The organism is Streptomyces sp. W1SF4, from assembly GCF_003950035.1.
Classification (GTDB): domain Bacteria; phylum Actinomycetota; class Actinomycetes; order Streptomycetales; family Streptomycetaceae; genus Streptomyces; species Streptomyces racemochromogenes.
Genome location: NZ_CP034350.1, coordinates 4,549,831 through 4,566,480, shown reverse-complemented (window position 1 = coordinate 4,566,480; position 16,650 = coordinate 4,549,831). Strand labels below are relative to the sequence as shown.

At 76.1% G+C, this 16,650-nt stretch carries 12 protein-coding genes; 5 read left to right on the top strand and 7 right to left on the bottom strand.

Annotated elements, in window-relative coordinates; translation table 11 throughout:
- Positions 1–130: 130 nt before the first annotated feature.
- Complete coding sequence (locus tag D1J60_RS21415; RefSeq protein ID WP_125602680.1) at positions 131–709, top strand: hypothetical protein; 579 nt, start codon at positions 131–133, stop codon at positions 707–709.
- 440 nt (positions 710–1,149) lie between these two features.
- Here D1J60_RS21415 and D1J60_RS21405 read toward each other — a convergent pair whose 3' ends face one another.
- Positions 1,150–2,700, bottom strand: coding sequence for a DUF6350 family protein (locus tag D1J60_RS21405; RefSeq protein WP_125822167.1), 1,551 nt, complete (start codon positions 2,698–2,700; stop codon positions 1,150–1,152).
- Positions 2,701–2,819: 119 nt separating this feature from the next.
- Here D1J60_RS21405 and D1J60_RS38675 point away from each other — a divergent pair, with 119 nt between their 5' ends.
- Positions 2,820–4,643, top strand: a complete 1,824-nt coding sequence (locus D1J60_RS38675; RefSeq protein ID WP_277607507.1) for a helix-turn-helix domain-containing protein — start codon at positions 2,820–2,822, stop codon at positions 4,641–4,643.
- A gap of 64 nt (positions 4,644–4,707) precedes the next feature.
- On the opposite strand, the gene sucD is transcribed toward D1J60_RS38675, so the two are convergent.
- The 5 genes from sucD to D1J60_RS21370 all read right to left on the bottom strand — a co-directional run bounded on the left by sucD (position 4,708) and on the right by D1J60_RS21370 (position 11,618).
- Positions 4,708–5,598 (bottom strand): succinate--CoA ligase subunit alpha, encoded by an 891-nt coding sequence (gene sucD / locus D1J60_RS21390; RefSeq protein WP_045952187.1) that lies wholly within the window; start codon positions 5,596–5,598, stop codon positions 4,708–4,710.
- 21 nt (positions 5,599–5,619) lie between these two features.
- Positions 5,620–6,798, bottom strand: a complete 1,179-nt coding sequence (gene sucC, locus D1J60_RS21385; RefSeq protein WP_007265995.1) for an ADP-forming succinate--CoA ligase subunit beta — start codon at positions 6,796–6,798, stop codon at positions 5,620–5,622.
- Between the two features lie 262 nt (positions 6,799–7,060).
- Entirely contained in the window at positions 7,061–8,224 is a 1,164-nt protein-coding gene (locus D1J60_RS21380) for a VWA domain-containing protein (protein WP_125822166.1), read from the bottom strand.
- A complete protein-coding gene (locus D1J60_RS21375; RefSeq protein WP_125822165.1) occupies positions 8,221–10,515 on the bottom strand; it encodes a DUF5682 family protein in 2,295 nt (764 codons plus the stop codon). The genes D1J60_RS21380 and D1J60_RS21375 overlap by 4 nt, the downstream gene beginning before the upstream one ends.
- Positions 10,512–11,618 carry an AAA family ATPase gene (locus D1J60_RS21370; protein WP_125822164.1) on the bottom strand — a complete coding sequence of 369 codons (1,107 nt, stop codon included), beginning with the start codon at positions 11,616–11,618 and terminating at the stop codon, positions 10,512–10,514. The genes D1J60_RS21375 and D1J60_RS21370 overlap by 4 nt, the downstream gene beginning before the upstream one ends.
- 134 nt (positions 11,619–11,752) lie before the next feature.
- On the opposite strand from D1J60_RS21370, the gene D1J60_RS21365 reads away from it, so the two are divergent.
- Positions 11,753–13,090, top strand: coding sequence for an SWIM zinc finger family protein (locus D1J60_RS21365; protein ID WP_125822163.1), 1,338 nt, complete (start codon positions 11,753–11,755; stop codon positions 13,088–13,090).
- Positions 13,091–13,380: 290 nt separating this feature from the next.
- The gene (locus D1J60_RS21360) at positions 13,381–14,967 is read left to right on the top strand and encodes a DUF5691 domain-containing protein (protein WP_125822162.1); all 1,587 of its coding nucleotides are present in this window, start codon (positions 13,381–13,383) and stop codon (positions 14,965–14,967) included.
- Positions 14,968–15,001: 34 nt separating this feature from the next.
- On the opposite strand, the gene D1J60_RS21355 is transcribed toward D1J60_RS21360, so the two are convergent.
- Complete coding sequence (locus D1J60_RS21355) at positions 15,002–15,406, bottom strand: cobalamin B12-binding domain-containing protein (protein ID WP_125595885.1); 405 nt, start codon at positions 15,404–15,406, stop codon at positions 15,002–15,004.
- A 210-nt stretch (positions 15,407–15,616) separates the two neighbouring features.
- Here D1J60_RS21355 and D1J60_RS21350 point away from each other — a divergent pair, with 210 nt between their 5' ends.
- Positions 15,617–16,453 carry an alpha/beta fold hydrolase gene (locus D1J60_RS21350; RefSeq protein WP_164720936.1) on the top strand — a complete coding sequence of 279 codons (837 nt, stop codon included), beginning with the start codon at positions 15,617–15,619 and terminating at the stop codon, positions 16,451–16,453.
- Positions 16,454–16,650 lie beyond the last annotated feature (197 nt).

The following is a 16,650-nucleotide window of genomic DNA, read 5'->3' as shown; positions in this document are numbered from 1 at the left end:
ACCGGACCGCCCCCGAGGGACGGGGGGACGGCCGGGCGGTAGCGTCTGGCGTACAAGCCGCGAACGCCGCGGAACGCGCCCTCGTACGCGGGGCGCGCCCGCGCACGACTCAGGGGAAGTCACACTCTCGATGCCGGACCGCCGCCAGCCCGACCCCTCGACCGACGACAACCCCTTCGCGGCGCCCCCGGAGGGCCGGCCCGACCAGCCGTGGGAGCCCCGGCAGCCGCAGCGGCCGCAGGACGGCGGCGGTTCGGGCGGCGGCCCGGGCGATCCCGGCGAGGGCGGCGGTCCGGCCAGGTGGGACCCCATGGACCCGGTCCAGCGGCGCGCCCGCTACGCGCTCCTGGCGGGCATGTGGGGCTTCTTCTTCGGCATCTTCGGCATCCCGTCGGTCGGGCTGCTGCTGGGCGCGCTGGCCCTGTACTGGGGCATCAGCGCCCTCCGCGGCCGCCCGGCGACCGACGCGGACCCCGGCGGCCTGTCCGCCCTCGGCCCGGCGGCCCGGCCGCAGCGCGCGGCGGCGGTGAGCGGGCTGGTCACGGCGACGCTGGCGCTGCTGCTGGCGGCGGGGTCGTACGCGCTGCAGCTGGCGTACAAGGACTTCTACGTCTGCCGCGACGACGCGCTGACCCGCACGGCGGAACTGAAGTGCAACACCCTCCTCCCGGACAACACCCTGGGCAAGATCCTCCGAGTCCAACGCTGACCCCTCGGGGGCGCAGACCCCTCCGCTGCGCGGGGCCGTCCCCTACCCGCCCTTCACCCGTTCTCGCCCTCAGCCGCCGGGCGCGGCTCAAAGGCCCCGGGGCTCCGCCCCGGACCCCGATACCGGGCGCTGCGCGCCCGGTGCGCTCAAACGCCGCGCGGGCTGGAATTCGCGCAGCGAATTTCCAGCCCCGCCGGCGTTTGAGGCGCGGGGTCCGGGGGCGGAGCCCCGGGTCCTTTCAGCCCCGCCGGCGATTGAGGCGCGGGGTCCGGGGGCGGAGCCCCAGGTCCTTTCAGCCCCGCCGGCGTTTGAGGCGCGGGGGCTGGGGCGGAGCCCCGGGTCCTTTCAGCCCCGCCGGCGTTTGAGGCGCGGGGGCTGGGGCGGAGCCCCGGGGAACGGGCGAAGGGCGGGTAGGGGATCCGGCCCGCGCAGCGGCTCCTTCAGGACTCCGGCCGGCGCCGCGCGAGCACCCGCGCTCCCGTCACCGCCACGGGCAGCACGGGCTCCGCCACCGGCACCGGATCCGGCACCCGCTGCGGGATCGGCTCCGGCACCGGATCCGGCACCGGCTGCGGGATCGGCTCCACCGGAGCCACCACCACCGGCGGAGCCACCGGCGGAGACACCGCCGCGGGAGCGACCAGCGGGTCCGCCGCCCTCCGCAACGCCTCCCACCGAAGCTCCCGCACCCCCGGGTCGTGCCACGCGTCCCCCTCCGCGGAGCGGACCGGCCGGGTCCGCCACGCCTGCACCCCCACCGCCAACGGCACCGCCAGCACCAGCGTCCACACCGCCGCCGCGCCGCCCACCGCCCACCACACCGGCCCGACGCCCGCCAGCATCCGCGACCCCAGCGGCCCCGCCGAAGCGGCCGCGAGACCGGCCATCGCCAGCCCGCACACCAGCGCGCCCAGCGCCGCCGTCAGCGCGGTCTCCCCGTACGAGACCTCCCGCGCCCGCCGCACCGCGAACCACCCCACCGTCAGCCCCGCCGCCACCGGCAGCCCCAGCGCCGCCCACGTCAGCGGGCTCCCCGGCCCCGGCGCCGGCAGCGCCGCCAGCAGCGGGAACCTCGGCAGCGCCGCGGCCCGGTCCAGCCCGAGCGGGGTCGCCACCACCCCGGCGCCGAGCGCGAACCCGGGGCCGAGCCCGTACGCCGCGCCCCACACCATCGCGTTGGGGATCAGCGCCACCGCGACGAGCAGCACCGCGAACCGCCCCGACCACACCCCGGTCAGCGCCAGGAACGAGTTCTGCACCTCCGGCCCGTGCCAGGCCAGCGAGATCCCGACGAGCAGGGCCCCGCCGCCCAGCAGGACGAGCACCCCGGCCGCGCCGGAGCGCAGCGCCAGCGCGTAACGGGGGCGTGCCACGGCCCGGCGTACGCTCCCCGGCACCCACTCCGGCAGCGGCCCCGACGGCTTGCCCTTGGCCGCCCACACCCCGCCGGCGGCGGCGAGTACGGCCACCAGCGGCACGTGCCAGGCGGCACTGAGCGGGTCCGCCGGCATCGGCCCGCCCGCCGCGTACACGGTGGCGAACGCACCGACCGTCAGGTAGCCGCAGGTCACGGCGGAGAACACGGCGGCGGCCGGCAGCACCTCGTCCCCCTCGGCCCCGGCGGCGTCCCCCGAGGCACTGCCCAGCCGGGCCGCGCGCCGCATGAGCAGCACGGGCAGCGCCACGAGCAGCAGCGGGACCAGGCCGACTGGTGCGGGCACCCCGGAGAGGGTCTCGTAGCGGACGAGTTCGGTGCCGTGGGCCATCAGCCACAGCCCGGCGGCGAGGTGCAGCGCGCCGCCGGGTCCGCTGTCCGGGTAGGGGGAACTGATCCACAGCACGATCACGAGCACGGCGAGGAAGCCGAGCCCCAGTCCGGCGGCCACGGCGCCGCCCAGCACACAGGCGGCGGCCGCCGGTGAACGGCGCCGCGCGGCCGCGTGCCGTGGGGCCTCCTGCAACGGCGTCCCGCGTTCGGTCACTTGGGTCACGTGGCCATGGTGCCCTCGACACGCGCTATGTCCTGGTAACGACTGATTGTCCGTTGTGTCGTCCAAGATACGTTTATGTACTTTATTGCCCAGAGCAGCCGTGTCGCGGGGAGAGTGGCATGACACAAGACGTCGAAGCGTCCTCCGGTTCGGAGCTGGGCCTCCCGTCCCCCAAGGAGCGCCGGTGGCTGCGCGAGTCGGGCGGGCTGACGTACGAGGAGGTCGCGGCGGAGGTCGGCGTGACCGCGACCACCGTCCGCTCCTGGGAGTGCGGCCGCACCGAGCCCCGCGGGCGCACGCGCGAGGCGTACGCGGGGCTCCTGGACCGGCTCGCGGCCGCCGGGTCCAAGGCGCCGGTACGGCCCGTGGCCGCGGGCCCGCCCACCCACCGGCCCCGGACCGCCGGCAAGCGCTCCGCGAAGCCGGCGCCGCACCGCGACCGCCCGGCCCCGCGCGAGGCCGCCCCGGGCGACCCGGCCCCGCAGGGCGCCCCCGCCGAGACCGCCGCCGGTCCGGCCCCGGGCGGACCGGCGGGCGACGGCGCCGCCGCGGCCCGGATGGCCGGGCGGCCCGTCACGGACGCCGCCGCCCACGGCGACCCCCACCGGGCCCCCGGCAGCGACGCCGAAGCCCCGGCAGCAGCCACCCCCGGCACCCCCGCGGGCCCCAGCACCCCGGCCACTCCCGGCACCCCCGCGGACGCCGGGGCCCCGCTCACGCCCGCCGCCCCGGCCTCACCCGGCGCCCCCGCGGACCCCGCCGCCCCGACCCCACCCGCCCCGGCCGCGCCCCGCACCACCGGGCCCGCCTCCCCGACGGAGCCGGCCCCGCCCCCCGGCGCGCCCACGGACCCCCGCGGCACCACCGCCCCGGCCGGGCCCCGCCCGCACCCGGCCGCCCCCGCCGCCACCGGGCCCGCCCCCCAGGACCCGGCCGACGCCCAGCCGGCCCCGGCCCCCGGCGCGCCCACGCACCCTGGCGCCCCGGCCGCCCCCGCCGCCACCGGGCCCGCCCGCCAGGACCCCGCACCGGCCCACACCCCTGAGGAACCGTTTCCGCAGATCGGTCCCGCCCCGGAGCAGGACCCCGCCCCGCCGGGCCCGCCGTACGGGCCCCGCCCGAGACCCCCGCGGGACGCCGTCGAGGCCTTCGACGCCCTCTACGACCACGCCGCGGCCGCGCTCGTCCGCCAGACCTACCTGCTCACCGGCCGCCGCTCCCTCGCCCTGCACGCCGTCGAGGTGGCGTTCCGTCAGGCCTGGGGCCGCTGGCCCGAGGTGGCCACCGACCGGGACCCCGTCGGCTGGGTGCGCTCGGCGGCCCACGAGTACGCCCTCTCCCCCTGGCACCGGTTCCGCCGGGCCCACCGCCGCCCCGACAAGCCCCCGGCCGACACCGCCGACCGGATCCTGCTGGAGGCCCTCCTCGCGCTGCCGCCCGTACACCGCCGCACGGTGCTGCTCTACGACGGCGTCGGCCTCGACCTGCCCGACACCGCCGCCGAGACCGAGGCCAGCACCCCGGCCACCGGGCACCGCCTGCTGCGCGCGCACGCCGAACTGGCCCGCCGGATCCCCCTGCCGGCCGGGGCGACGCCCGAGCGACGGTCGGCCATGCTGCGCGAGCGGCTCGGCGCGGTACGGCCCGCCGTGTCCCTGGAGCCGCGCCCCGCGGCCACGGTCCGCGCCGTCAGCGAGCACCGGGCCCGGCGGCTGTCGCGGGCCGCGCTCGTCCTGACGGCGGTCATCGCCGCCTCGACGGGGTACACCACCGTTACCGCCCCGGACCACTACGAGCCGCCCGTCGCCCCCGGCGCCAGCGTCTCCGGCGTCCCGCCGCTGAGCGGCCCCCCGAGGCTCACCGAGACGAGCCGGTACCTCCAGGACAAGCTCCGCGCCGACCCGGCCGCCGGCCCCCACCGGCTCCACCCCCGGCTCGAATGACAAAAGGGCGTGGCCCGCACCCCGAAGGGTGCGGGCCACGCCCTCACGACCGTCCTGCCGACGCCTACTTGGCGCCTTCGAGGATCTCGCGCGCCAGCTTGGCCGTCTCGGTCGGCGTCTTGCCGACCTTGACGCCGGCGGCCTCGAGGGCCTCCTTCTTGGCCTGCGCGGTGCCGGAGGAGCCGGAGACGATGGCGCCCGCGTGGCCCATGGTCTTGCCCTCGGGGGCGGTGAAGCCCGCGACGTAACCGACGACCGGCTTGGTGACGTTCTTCGCGATGAAGTCCGCCGCACGCTCCTCGGCGTCGCCGCCGATCTCGCCGATCATGACGATGAGCTCGGTCTCCGGGTCGGCCTCGAAGGCCTCCAGGGCGTCGATGTGCGTGGTGCCGATAACCGGGTCGCCACCGATGCCGACGGCGGAGGTGAAGCCGATGTCGCGCAGCTCGTACATCATCTGGTAGGTCAGCGTGCCGGACTTGGACACGAGACCGATCTTGCCGGGCTTGGTGATGTCGCCCGGGATGATGCCGGCGTTGGACTGGCCGGGGGTGATCAGACCCGGGCAGTTCGGGCCGATGATGCGGGTCTTGTTGCCCTTGGCGGTCGCGTACGCCCAGAAGGCGGCGGAGTCGTGCACCGCGATGCCCTCGGTGATGACGACGGCCAGCGGGATCTCGGCGTCGATGGCCTCGACGACGGCGGCCTTGGCGAAGGCCGGCGGGACGAAGAGGACGGAGACGTTGGCGCCCGTCTTCTCCATCGCCTCGGCGACGGAGCCGAAGACCGGGACCTCGGTGCCGTCGAAGTCGACGGTCGTGCCGGCCTTGCGCGGGTTCACGCCACCGACGATGTTGGTGCCGTCAGCCAGCATCAGCTTGGTGTGCTTCATGCCCGTGGCACCGGTCATGCCCTGGACGATGACCTTGCTGTCCTTGTTGAGGAAGATAGCCATGTGAGTCTGTGACCTCTGCCCTTACTTCGCAGCCGCGAGCTCGGCGGCCTTGTCGGCCGCACCGTCCATGGTGTCCACGCGCTGCACCAGCGGGTGGTTGGCGTCCGAGAGGATCTTGCGACCCAGCTCGGCGTTGTTGCCGTCGAGGCGGACGACCAGCGGCTTGGTGACCGCCTCGCCCCGGTCCTCGAGCAGCTTCAGCGCCTGGACGATGCCGTTGGCGACCTCGTCACAAGCGGTGATGCCACCGAAGACGTTGACGAACACGGACTTGACGTCCGGGTCGCCGAGGATGATCTCGAGGCCGTTGGCCATGACGGCGGCGGAGGCGCCACCGCCGATGTCGAGGAAGTTGGCGGGCTTGACGCCACCGTGGTTCTCACCGGCGTACGCGACGACGTCCAGGGTGCTCATGACGAGACCCGCGCCGTTGCCGATGATGCCGACCTCGCCGTCGAGCTTGACGTAGTTGAGGCCCTTCTCCTTGGCGGCGGCCTCGAGCGGGTTCGCGGCCGCGTGGTCCACGAACTCCTCGTGGGACGGCTGGCGGAACTCGGCGTTCTCGTCGAGCGAGACCTTGCCGTCGAGCGCGATGACGTCACCGGAGGCGACCTTCGCGAGCGGGTTGACCTCGACGAGGAGCGCGTCCTCGGCGATGAAGGTCTTCCACAGGGTCACGAGGACCTCGGCGACCTTCTCGGCTACCTCGGCCGGGAACTTCGCCAGCTCGACGATCTCGCGGGCCTTCTCGATGGTCACGCCCTCGTTGGCGTTCACCGGGACCTTGGCGAGCTTCTCCGGGGTCTCCTCGGCGACCTGCTCGATGTCCATGCCGCCGGCGACCGAGGCCATGGCCAGGAAGGTGCGGTTGGTGCGGTCCAGGAGGTAGGAGACGTAGTACTCCTCCAGGATCTCCGGCGCGGTCTCGGCGATCATCACCTTGTGGACCGTGTGGCCCTTGATGTCCATGCCGAGGATGTCCGTCGCGCGGGCGACGGCCTCGTCGGGGGTGGCGGCGAGCTTCACGCCACCGGCCTTGCCACGGCCGCCGACCTTCACCTGGGCCTTGACGACCGACTTGCCGCCCAGCTTCTCGGTGGCCTCGCGAGCCGCCTCAGGCGTGTCGATGACTTCACCGGCCAGCACCGGTACACCGTGCTTGGCGAAGAGGTCCCTCGCCTGGTACTCGAACAGGTCCACGCGCGTCCGTCCCTTGTCTTCAAAGATTCGCAGTGATTCGCGGTTGTCTGCTATCTGCGTGGGCGTGCCGCGGAGGGCAACGTGACGGCGCTGTCACTAGGAAGGCGCACACGGTGACCGTGGACGCGGCATGTCCGTCTCGCAGGTTATCCCCGTGGGACGTGGGTCCCTAAATCAGGGATCACACCTGAGCGGTGATACCTGTCACAGATCGCCTCACGGTTGAACTGCGTCTTCGTGCGATCCGCCGAGGGCGTGACCTTCAGGTGACCGGGAGGGGGCGCTTCTCCAGCGCGGCCGCCATCACCTCCGGGAACAGGCCGGGGGTGCAGGCGAAGGCGGGCGCGCCCAGTGCCGCCAGGGCCGCGGCGTGCTCGCGGTCGTAGGCGGGAGCCCCCTCGTCGGACAGGGCCAGCAGGGTCACGAACTCCACCCCGGCCGCCTTCATCGCGGCCACCCGCCCCAGCATCTCGTCGCGGATCCCGCCCTCGTAGAGATCGCTGATCAGGACGACGACCGTGTCGGCCGGTCGGGTGATCTTGGACTGGCAGTAGGCGAGGGCGCGGTTGATGTCGGTGCCGCCGCCCAGCTGGGTGCCGAACAGGACGTCCACCGGATCGTCGAGCTGGTCCGTCAGGTCGACCACGGCCGTGTCGAAGACGACCAGGCGGGTGGCGATGGACCGCATGGAGGCGAGGACGGCCCCGAAGACGGAGGCGTAGACGACCGAGGCCGCCATCGAGCCCGACTGGTCGACGCAGAGGACCACCTCCTTCCTGACCGCCCGCGAGGCCCGGCCGTAGCCGACGAGCCGCTCGGGGACGACGGTCCGGTGCTCCGGCAGGTAGTTCTTCAGGTTCGCCCGGATGGTCCGGTCCCAGTCGATGTCGTGGTGGCGGGGACGGCTGACCCGCGCGGAGCGGTCCAGCGCGCCCGTCAGGGTGGCCCGGGTGCGCGCCGCGAGCCGCTCCTCCAGCCGCTCGACCACCTTGCGGACCACGGCCCGCGCCGTCTCCCTGGTGGTGTCGGGCATGGCCTTGTTCAGCGACAGCAGGGTGCCGACGAGGTGGACGTCCGGCTCGACGGCCTCCAGCATCTCCGGCTCCAGCAGCAGCGTGGACAGGCCGAGCCGCTCGATGGCGTCCCGCTGCATGACCTGGACCACCGGGCTCGGGAAGTACGTACGGATGTCCCCGAGCCAGCGCGCGACGCGCGGGGCGGAGCCCCCGAGCCCGGCGGACCGCTCCCCCTGTCCCTGCCCCTGCCCCTGCGCGCGGCCGCCGCCGTAGAGCGCCCCGAGCGCCCCGTCCATCGCCGCGTCCCGCCCGCCGAGGGCGAGGCCGGTCCCGTCGTCCTCCCCGCCGAGCACCAGCCGCCACCGCCGCAGCCGCTCGTCTCCGGCGGCTCCGGTGCCGATCTCCGTCATCTCCCGATCCCCTCTCGTTGCGCGTGTGCCCCGGCCGCCCCCAGGAGCAGCCGGGCCAGGTCCGCCACCGCGTCCGCGCGGACCGGGTCCAGGTCCGGGGCGAAGCCGGCCGGGGCGGCGGTGGACGCCGTGCGGGCGCCCGGGACGCGGCGGGCCAGCTCGCCCAGGGTCCGCCTCACACCCGGCTCGTACGCCCCGAACGTGCGCCGCAGCAGCGGCAGTACGTCGATGAAGGCGCCCTCGGGCACCGACACCAGCCAGGCGTCGATCAGCCCCAGCAGCCGTTCGTCGTGGACCAGCAGCGTCCCGCCGCCGGCACCCCCGGCGAACCCCTCGATCCAGCCCGCCGCGTCGGCCGGGGACGCCGCCGGGGACAGGGCGAGCCCCATCAGCCGGGCCGTCTCACCGGCCGGGAGCCGGCCGTCGTCCAGCAGCAGCCGCGCGGCCCGCCCGCGGAGCGCGCCGGGTACGGTCTCCCGCCCGGCCAGCGTCCGCAGCACGGCCGACCAGCGCTCCCTCAGCCCCGGGTCCGCGTCGGCCAGCAGGCCGACCGCCCCGTGCACCCCGTCGAGGTGGCCCCGCAGCTCCGCCGCCCCGTCGGCGTCGAGCCCGGCCGCGCAGGCCGGCGGCAGGGCCACGCAGATCCGCTCCGCGAGCCCGGCCGCGACCGTGCCGAGCGCGGCCGCGTCCGTGCCCCGTACGTCCCCGTACCGCAGCGCGCGGGCCAGCGCGGGCAGTGCCCCGGCCAGCCGGGCCACGTCCGTGTCCAGCGCCGCCCGGTCGGCGAGCGCCCGCAGCACGGCCGGCAGGGCCTGCGACAGCCCGGCCAGCAGGCACCGCTCGGCCAGCGCGGTGACCTCCCCCAGCTCCCGGGCGGCCGCCGCGTCGGCCTCCGCCCTGGCGGTGGCGGCCCCCGGCACGGTGGTGCCCCAGATGCCGGCCTCGGCGACCCGCACCGACAGCTCCGGCTCCCAGCACAGCCGCCAGGTCTCCCGGAAGGTGCCCGTACCGCTCCGGGAGGCCGTCGGGGTCCCCCAGTCGATACCGAGCAGCCGCAGCCGGTGCAGCAGCAGGGACTTGGCCGCGTCGGACTCCTTGCGCAGGTCCAGCTCCAGGTCGCGCCGCTGCGCCTCGGGCTTGAGCCGCAGCGTGCGCTGCCGGCGGGTGAGGTCCCGCTGGAGCGGTACGACGGGCGCCGCGTCCGGGACCTCGCCGAGCACGTCGCCGACGACGAGCCGGTCCTCGACCAGCGCGAGCGGTACGTCGGAGCCGTCGCACATCACGGCCCGCACCGCCTCCAGGGTCTCCGTGAGGCCGGGCAGCGGGCGGCCGCGCACGGCGGCCAGGGTTTCCGCCAGCCGGACCGCCTCGATCACGTGGGCGGAGGAGACCTGCCGGTCCTCCTCGCGCAGCAGCCCGGCGACCTTGGTCAGCCAGCGCTCGACGGGCCGGTCGGGGGCCGCGAACAGGTGCGCGTACCAGCCGGGCGAGGCGACGCCCGCGCCGTATCCGCCGGCCCTGGCGAGCCTGCGGTGGCTCCACGGCACCCACGTGGTCTCCACCTTGACCTTGGGCAGTCCGGTGAGCAGTGCCCGGTCCGCCGCCACCGTGGACCGGGCCCGCAGCGCCGGGACGTGCCAGGCCCCGCACACCACGGCGTAGTCGTCGCCGAACTCCCTGCGGGCCGCCCGCATCCGCTGCCGCATGTGCGCCTCGCGGACGAGGTCGCGTCCTCGGCCGCCGTCGCCGTAGGTCTCGCGCAGGGCGCCCATGGCCTCCGCCAGGGCCTCGAAGACGGCCAGCGGGTCCCGCGCCTCCCCGGTGCCCCGGTGCTCGACGACGTCCTCCCACCAGTGCTCGGGGTCCTCGTACCCGGCGGTCTCGGCGAGCACGGCGAGCGGATCGACGGCGACCGGGCCGGCGGCGTGCTCCCCGGTGGCGCCCGGCTCCTCCTCCCGCGCGGCCAGCGCATGGGCGGCGGGCAGGTCGATGAAGCGCACCGGCACGTCCCGGGCCTGGGCCCAGCGGAGGGCGGCCCACTCCGGGGAGAAGGCGGCCAGCGGCCAGAACGCGGCCCGGGCGGGGTCGTCCGCGGCGTGCGCGAGGAGGGCGACGGGCGGGCGCATCCCGGGCTCGGCGGCCAGGGGCAGCAGGGCGTCCCCCTCGGGCGGGCCCTCGATCAGCACGGCCTTCGGGCGCGCGCGGTCCAGGGCGGCCCGGACCGCGCGTGCGGAGCCGGGTCCGTGGTGGCGGACGCCCAGCAGCAGCGGTCCGGCGGCCGGCGGGCTCATGCCGTCACCTCGCGGCAGGCGCGGTAGAAGTCCTTCCAGCCGTCCCGCTCGCGGACGACCGCTTCCAGGTACTCCTGCCAGACGACGCGGTCGGCGGCCGGGTCGCGGACGACGGCCCCGAGGATCCCGGCGGCCACGTCGCCGGGGCGCAGGACGCCGTCGCCGAAGTGGGCGGCGAGGGCCAGTCCGCCGGTGACGACGGATATGGCCTCGGCGGTGGACAGGGTGCCGCTGGGCGTCTTGACCTTGGTGCGTCCGTCGTCGGTGACGCCTTCGCGGAGTTCCCGGAAGACGGTGACGACGCGGCGGATCTCCTCCAGTCCCTCGGGCGCGGCGGGCAGGTCCAGGGCGCGGCCCATCTGGTCGACGCGGCGGGCGACGATGTCGACCTCGGCGTCGGCGGTGGCGGGCAGCGGGAGGACGACGGTGTTGAAGCGGCGGCGCAGCGCGCTGGAGAGCTCGTTGACCCCGCGGTCGCGGTCGTTGGCGGTGGCGATGAGGTTGAAGCCGCGGACGGCCTGCACCTCCTCGCCGAGCTCCGGTACGGGCAGGGTCTTCTCGGACAGGACGGTGATGAGGCTGTCCTGTACGTCGGCCGGGATGCGGGTGAGTTCCTCGACGCGGGCGGTCGTTCCCTCGGCCATGGCCCGCATGACGGGGCTGGGCACGAGGGCTTCGCGGCTGGGGCCGTGGGCGAGGAGGCGGGCGTAGTTCCAGCCGTAGCGGATGGCCTCCTCGGGGGTGCCGGCGGTGCCCTGGACGAGGAGGGTGGAGTCGCCGCTGACGGCGGCGGCGAGGTGCTCGGAGACCCAGGTCTTGGCGGTGCCGGGAACGCCGAGCAGGAGGAGGGCGCGGTCGGTGGCGAGGGTGGTGACGGCGACCTCGACGATCCGGCGCGGTCCGACGTACTTGGGCGTGACGACGGTGCCGTCGGCGAGGGTGCCGCCCTGGAGGTAGGTGGCCACGGCCCACGGGGAGAGCTTCCAGCGGGCCGGGCGGGGGCGGTCGTCCTGGGCGGCGAGGGCTTTCAGTTCGTGCGCGAAGGCGTCCTCGGCGTGCGGTCGCAGTGCCTCGGTGCCGGTGCTGTTCCCGGGCGTGGTCATGGTCCCCCTCCAGTGCTCGGCAGCCGCTCCCGGCTGCTGGAACCACCGTGCACCATGCCACTGACAACCCCCCTCGTTCCGGGCGTCGTTGCTGGTCAGAGCGATTGTCAGTGGGGGTCTCTACGGTGGTTCACATGACTGAGCAGGGGGTCCGCTGGACGGCGGAACAGGTACTGGCTCTGGCTCCTGACGACGCGTCGCGCAAGGCGGGGGGCAGGCTGGGCGCGGCGGGTCCGTGGTCACAGACCGGAGGTTCCGCTTCCGGTTCGGTGTGGGGATCGTGCAAGGGCAGCGGCAGTACGCCGTACCGGACGGTCGTCGACCTGTCGGGGCCCGCGTACACGTGCTCCTGCCCCAGCCGGAAGTTCCCGTGCAAGCACGCCCTGGGGCTGTTGCTGCTCTGGGCGGCGCAGGGGTTCGGCGATCCGGCCGAGCCGCCGGACTGGGCGGGGGAATGGCTCGCGGGGCGCGCCGCGAGGGCGGCGCGGCCGGCGGCCGGTCCGGTGGACGCCGGGGCGGCCCGCAGGCGGGCGGAGCGGCGGGCCGAGCGGATCGGCGCGGGCGTCACGGAGCTGGAGCAGCGGCTGGTGGACCTGCTGCGCGGCGGGATAGCCGGGCAGCAGCAGGCCGGTTACGCCCCGTGGGAGGAGGTCGCGGCCCGGATGGTCGACGCCCAGGCGCCCGGACTGGCCGCGCGGGCACGGGAGTTGGGGGCAATACCCGGTTGCGGCCCCGGCTGGCCCGCCCGGATGCTTGAGGAGTTCGCGCTGCTGCACCTGCTGGGCAGGGCCTGGCTGGGGGTGTCCGGGCTGCCGGAGCCGCTGGCCGCGACCGTCCGGAGCCGGGTGGGGCTGCCGTCCGCGGCGGAGGGGGAGACCGTCCGGGACCGCTGGCTCGTACTGGCCCAGTACGACTCGGTGTCCCCGGACGGCCGGCTCACCACCCGCCGGATATGGCTGCGCGGGCTGGAGGGCGGACGCCCGGCGCTGGTCCTGGACTTCGGTCCGCCCGGACGGCCGCCGGGGCTGGCACTGCCCGTCGGGCTGGTGCTGGAGGCGGAGGCCCGCTTCCGGCCCGGGTCGGCGGGGCTGCGGGCGGAGCTGGGGGACCGTACCGCGGCCGCGGCGCCGGCCGCCGTCGCTCCGCCCGGGGTGGGCACCGGCGAGGCACTGGAGGCCTACGGGGCCGCGCTGCGGGAGGACCCGTGGCTGGAGTCCTGGCCGGTGGTCCTGGGCCCCGTGGTGCCGGTGCCGGGCGACGGGGCGGAGGCGGCCTGGCAGCTGGCGGACGCGCAGGGGACGTCCGCACTGCCGGTGTCGCCGCCGCAGGGCCGTTCGCGGTCCGGGCTGTGGCGGCTGGCCGCCCTCTCGGGCGGCGGGCCCGTCACGGTCTTCGGGGAGTGCGGCCACCGCGGCTTCACCCCGCTGACGGCCTGGCAGCCCGGCTCGCCCGAGCCGGTACCACTGGTCTGACCGGGGGCGGGCCGGGCCGGACGGACCATCGACAACGCAGGGGGCCTGGGGGGATCCATGCCGTCTCGCGGACCGACATGGAGGACGCGCGGGCGCGGGGGCGCCGGCGCGGACACGAGGAGCCGGGGGGCTTTCATGAACGACAACCACGCCAGCTGAACACGGTCGTACGGCCGTTCCGGTGCCGCGGCCCCGCAGAGGGGACGGGGCCGCGGCACCGGGCCGCACGACGCACGACGCACGACCGACCGCGCACGACACCGACGGGGACTGGAGAGGGAGGGGCTCCGATGGGCCAGGGTGACGGAGGGACAGGCACGGACCGGGACAGGGACCGGGATTGGGAGGAGCTGGTCACCGCCGCGCTGCTGGGCACCGAGCGGCGCGGTGGCTCGCCGCGGGCGCTGCTCGACGCGGCGGCCGTGCAGACGCTGCGCCGCCGCGCCGGGCTGCGGCCCGCCGCGGCGGCCGCGTTGCCGCGGCCCGCGGCGCCCGATCCGCGCCCGGAGCCCCCGCCGGCCGCCGGGCGGCGGCTCGCGCAGCTGCTGGCCGGCCGGACCGCGGCGGCGGGCGGCGGCGGACGCCGCGGGGCCGCCCCGGATCTGACGGAGCTGTTGCCGCAGTGGCTGGCCGCCGCCGCGCGGCACGGGTACCGGGCGCCGGCGGCCCTGGTCCCGGCGCTGCTGGACGCGGCCCGGGCGCGGACGGACCTGCGCCCCCAGGCGCTGGCCCTGGCCGGGGCGCGGGGGCTGTGGCTGGCCCGGCTGAACCCGGAGTGGCGCTTCGCGCTGCGCGGCGCGGCCGGGGGCGGCGGGGAACTGCCCGACCCGGCCGACGGGGAGGCGGTGGCCCGGCTCTGGGAGGAGGGGCTGTTCGCGGAGCGGGTCGCCCTGCTCGGCGCCGTCCGGGCGCACGACCCGGCGGCGGCGCCCCGGCTGCTGGCCACGACCTGGGCGACGGAGCGGGCCGAGGACCGGCTGATGTTCCTCGACTCCCTGCGGTCCGGGCTGTCCGACGGGGACGAGCCGTTCCTGGAGGCGGCGCTGGGCGACCGCAGCCGCAACGTCCGGGCGACCGCCGCCGAACTGCTGTCCGCGCTGCCGGCCTCGGCGCTGGCCGGGCGGATGGCGGAGCGGGCGCTGGCCTGCGTCGGCCCGGAGGCGGTGGTGCCGCCCGCGGAATGCGATGCGGGCATGCTGCGCGACGGGGTGGTCAAGCGGCCGCCCGCCGGGCGCGGGGAGCGGGCCTGGTGGCTCGGCCAACTGGTGGAGTCGGCCCCGCTGTCCTGCTGGCGGGACCGCTTCGGCGGCCTGTCCCCGGCGCGGATCGTGGCGCTTCCGGTGGCCGAGGGCTGGGCGGAGGAGATCCACGCCGCCTGGTGCCGGGCGGCGGTGCGCCAGCGCGACCCGCTCTGGTCCAAGGCCCTGCTGGGCCCGGCGTCCGCACCGCCCGCGGCGGGCCCGGGCACGGCGTCGCTGGCGGAGCGGGCGAAGCTGCTGGAGACGCTGACGGAGCGGGAGCGAGCCGCGTGGGTCGCGGAGTTCGTACGCGCCCACGGCCTGTCGGAGGCCTTCCAGCTGCTCGGCGTCTGCCGGGTGCCCTGGGCGGGCGAGCTGGGCCGGGCGGTGGTGGACGCCCTGGACGCGGCGCGCGAGGCGGGCAGTTACCCGTGGAGCTTCAGCGGGGTGATGGGCCTGGCGGAGCGCTGCCTGGATCCCGCGGAGGCGGACCGCCTGGAGGCCATGACGGCCGCCGCCCAGGACCCGCCGGAGGCGTCACCGGGGGCCGCGGCCTACTGGGCGGAGGCGTTCCAGCGCCTGGTGGCCACCCTGCGCCTGCGCGGGGCGATGCTCGCGGAACTGGCCCCGCCCGCCTGAACGGGCGGCGGGGCCGGGGCTCCGGAGGGGCGGTTCAGCCCTGGCGGACGTGGGCGTTGACCCAGTCCACGATGGCGGTGGTGGTGGCGCCGGGGGTGAAGATCTCGGCGACGCCCTTCTCCTTGAGCGGGGCGATGTCGTCCTCCGGGATGATCCCGCCGCCGAAGACCTTGATGTCCTCCGCGTCGCGCTCCTTGAGGAGCTCGATGACACGGACGAAGAGCGTGTTGTGCGCCCCGGAGAGGATGGAGAGGCCGATGGCGTCCGCGTCCTCCTGGATGGCGGTGTCCACGATCTGCTCGGGGGTCTGGTGGAGGCCGGTGTAGATGACCTCCATGCCGGCGTCGCGCAGCGCCCGCGCGATCACCTTGGCGCCGCGGTCGTGGCCGTCGAGACCCGGCTTGGCCACCACCACACGGATCGGACCGGTCACACCCATCGCACTGCCTCCCGAGTGAACGAACGTTAAGTACAGCATTGCGCACGGCGCCGTTTCACGGTCAACGGGGAGGGGGAAATCACACGTGGGACGCCGTTGATTCACCACCGCCCCGTCGCCCCGCCACCGCGCCGACAGCCGCCCGGCACGGTGGCGGGGCCGCGCCGGCCCCACGGCCCCGTACCCGAATGGTCCAGGGGGAGGCCGTCCATGGGGCTGACGATCGCACCGCTGCCCGTGCCGCGCACGGGCGCCGCCCTGCGGGCGGCGGTCCTGGAGGCGGCGGTCCTCGCCGGACACCTCCTCCTGTACCCCACCGGGATGCGCGAGGAGCGGCCTCCGGACCTGCCCGCCGCCCGGACGCCCGGGCAGCCGCCGCCGGTGCTGCTCCTGCACGGCTTCACCGACAACCGCTCGGTCTTCGTCCTGCTGCGCCGCGCGCTCGGCGCGGGCGGCCGGCGGCGCGTGGAGACGTACAACCACTCCCCCTTCACCCGGGACCTGCGCCGGACGGCCCGCCACCTCGCTCGGCGCGTCGAGGAGCTGTGCGAGCGCAGCGGCCAGGAGCGGGTGGACCTCGTCGGGCACAGCCTGGGCGGGCTGGTCGCGCGGTACTACGTCCAGCGGCTCGGCGGCGACGCGCGCGTGCGGACGCTGGTCACCCTGGGGACCCCGCACGGCGGCACCCGGATCGCGCCCTTCATGGACGCGCACCCCCTGGTCCGCCAGATGCGCCCGGGCTCCGAGGTGATGGCCGAGCTGGGGGCGCCCGCGCCCGGCTGCCGGACCCGGTTCGTGGCGTTCTGGAGCGAGTTCGACGCGCTGATGGCGCCCACCGGGACGGCCCGCATCGAGCACCCGGACCTGGACGCGACGAACGTGCAGGTCACCGGTATCGGACATCTGGCCCTCCCGGTCCATCCGACGGTCGTCACCGCCGTCCGGCGCACCCTCGACGGCCCGCTCCGGGCCGCGGACGGCACGCCCCGCCCGGCGGACTCCGCCGCCCGCGCCGCGGGAACCGGGGGCCGGAGCCTGGTCGTCTGACGACCCCGCGCGCCCGCAACACCGGTCGACCATCAGTCGAACGAATTTCGAACTCAAGGCCAAGGCTCGGTCTCCAGAAGGCCGAAAGGCGGCCGAATGCCCGGTTCCGCTAAGGACGAAACACTCGGAAGATTGTCGAGGCGAGTAACCGCCGGGTACAGTCACGCCACTGCTCTCCTCCGGTGAACCTTGAGTTC

What these genes read in the sequence shown, in the direction of transcription:
- D1J60_RS21415 (WP_125602680.1), top strand. Translation starts at nt 131, where the DNA reads ATGCCGGACCGCCGCCAGCCCGACCCCTCGACCGACGACAACCCCTTC.
- D1J60_RS38675 (WP_277607507.1), top strand. Translation starts at nt 2,820, where the DNA reads ATGACACAAGACGTCGAAGCGTCCTCCGGTTCGGAGCTGGGCCTCCCG.
- sucD (WP_045952187.1), bottom strand. Translation starts at nt 5,598, where the DNA reads ATGGCTATCTTCCTCAACAAGGACAGCAAGGTCATCGTCCAGGGCATG.
- D1J60_RS21380 (WP_125822166.1), bottom strand. Translation starts at nt 8,224, where the DNA reads ATGACGGAGATCGGCACCGGAGCCGCCGGAGACGAGCGGCTGCGGCGG.
- D1J60_RS21375 (WP_125822165.1), bottom strand. Translation starts at nt 10,515, where the DNA reads ATGAGCCCGCCGGCCGCCGGACCGCTGCTGCTGGGCGTCCGCCACCAC.
- D1J60_RS21370 (WP_125822164.1), bottom strand. Translation starts at nt 11,618, where the DNA reads ATGACCACGCCCGGGAACAGCACCGGCACCGAGGCACTGCGACCGCAC.
- D1J60_RS21365 (WP_125822163.1), top strand. Translation starts at nt 11,753, where the DNA reads ATGACTGAGCAGGGGGTCCGCTGGACGGCGGAACAGGTACTGGCTCTG.
- D1J60_RS21360 (WP_125822162.1), top strand. Translation starts at nt 13,381, where the DNA reads ATGGGCCAGGGTGACGGAGGGACAGGCACGGACCGGGACAGGGACCGG.
- D1J60_RS21355 (WP_125595885.1), bottom strand. Translation starts at nt 15,406, where the DNA reads ATGGGTGTGACCGGTCCGATCCGTGTGGTGGTGGCCAAGCCGGGTCTC.
- D1J60_RS21350 (WP_164720936.1), top strand. Translation starts at nt 15,617, where the DNA reads ATGGGGCTGACGATCGCACCGCTGCCCGTGCCGCGCACGGGCGCCGCC.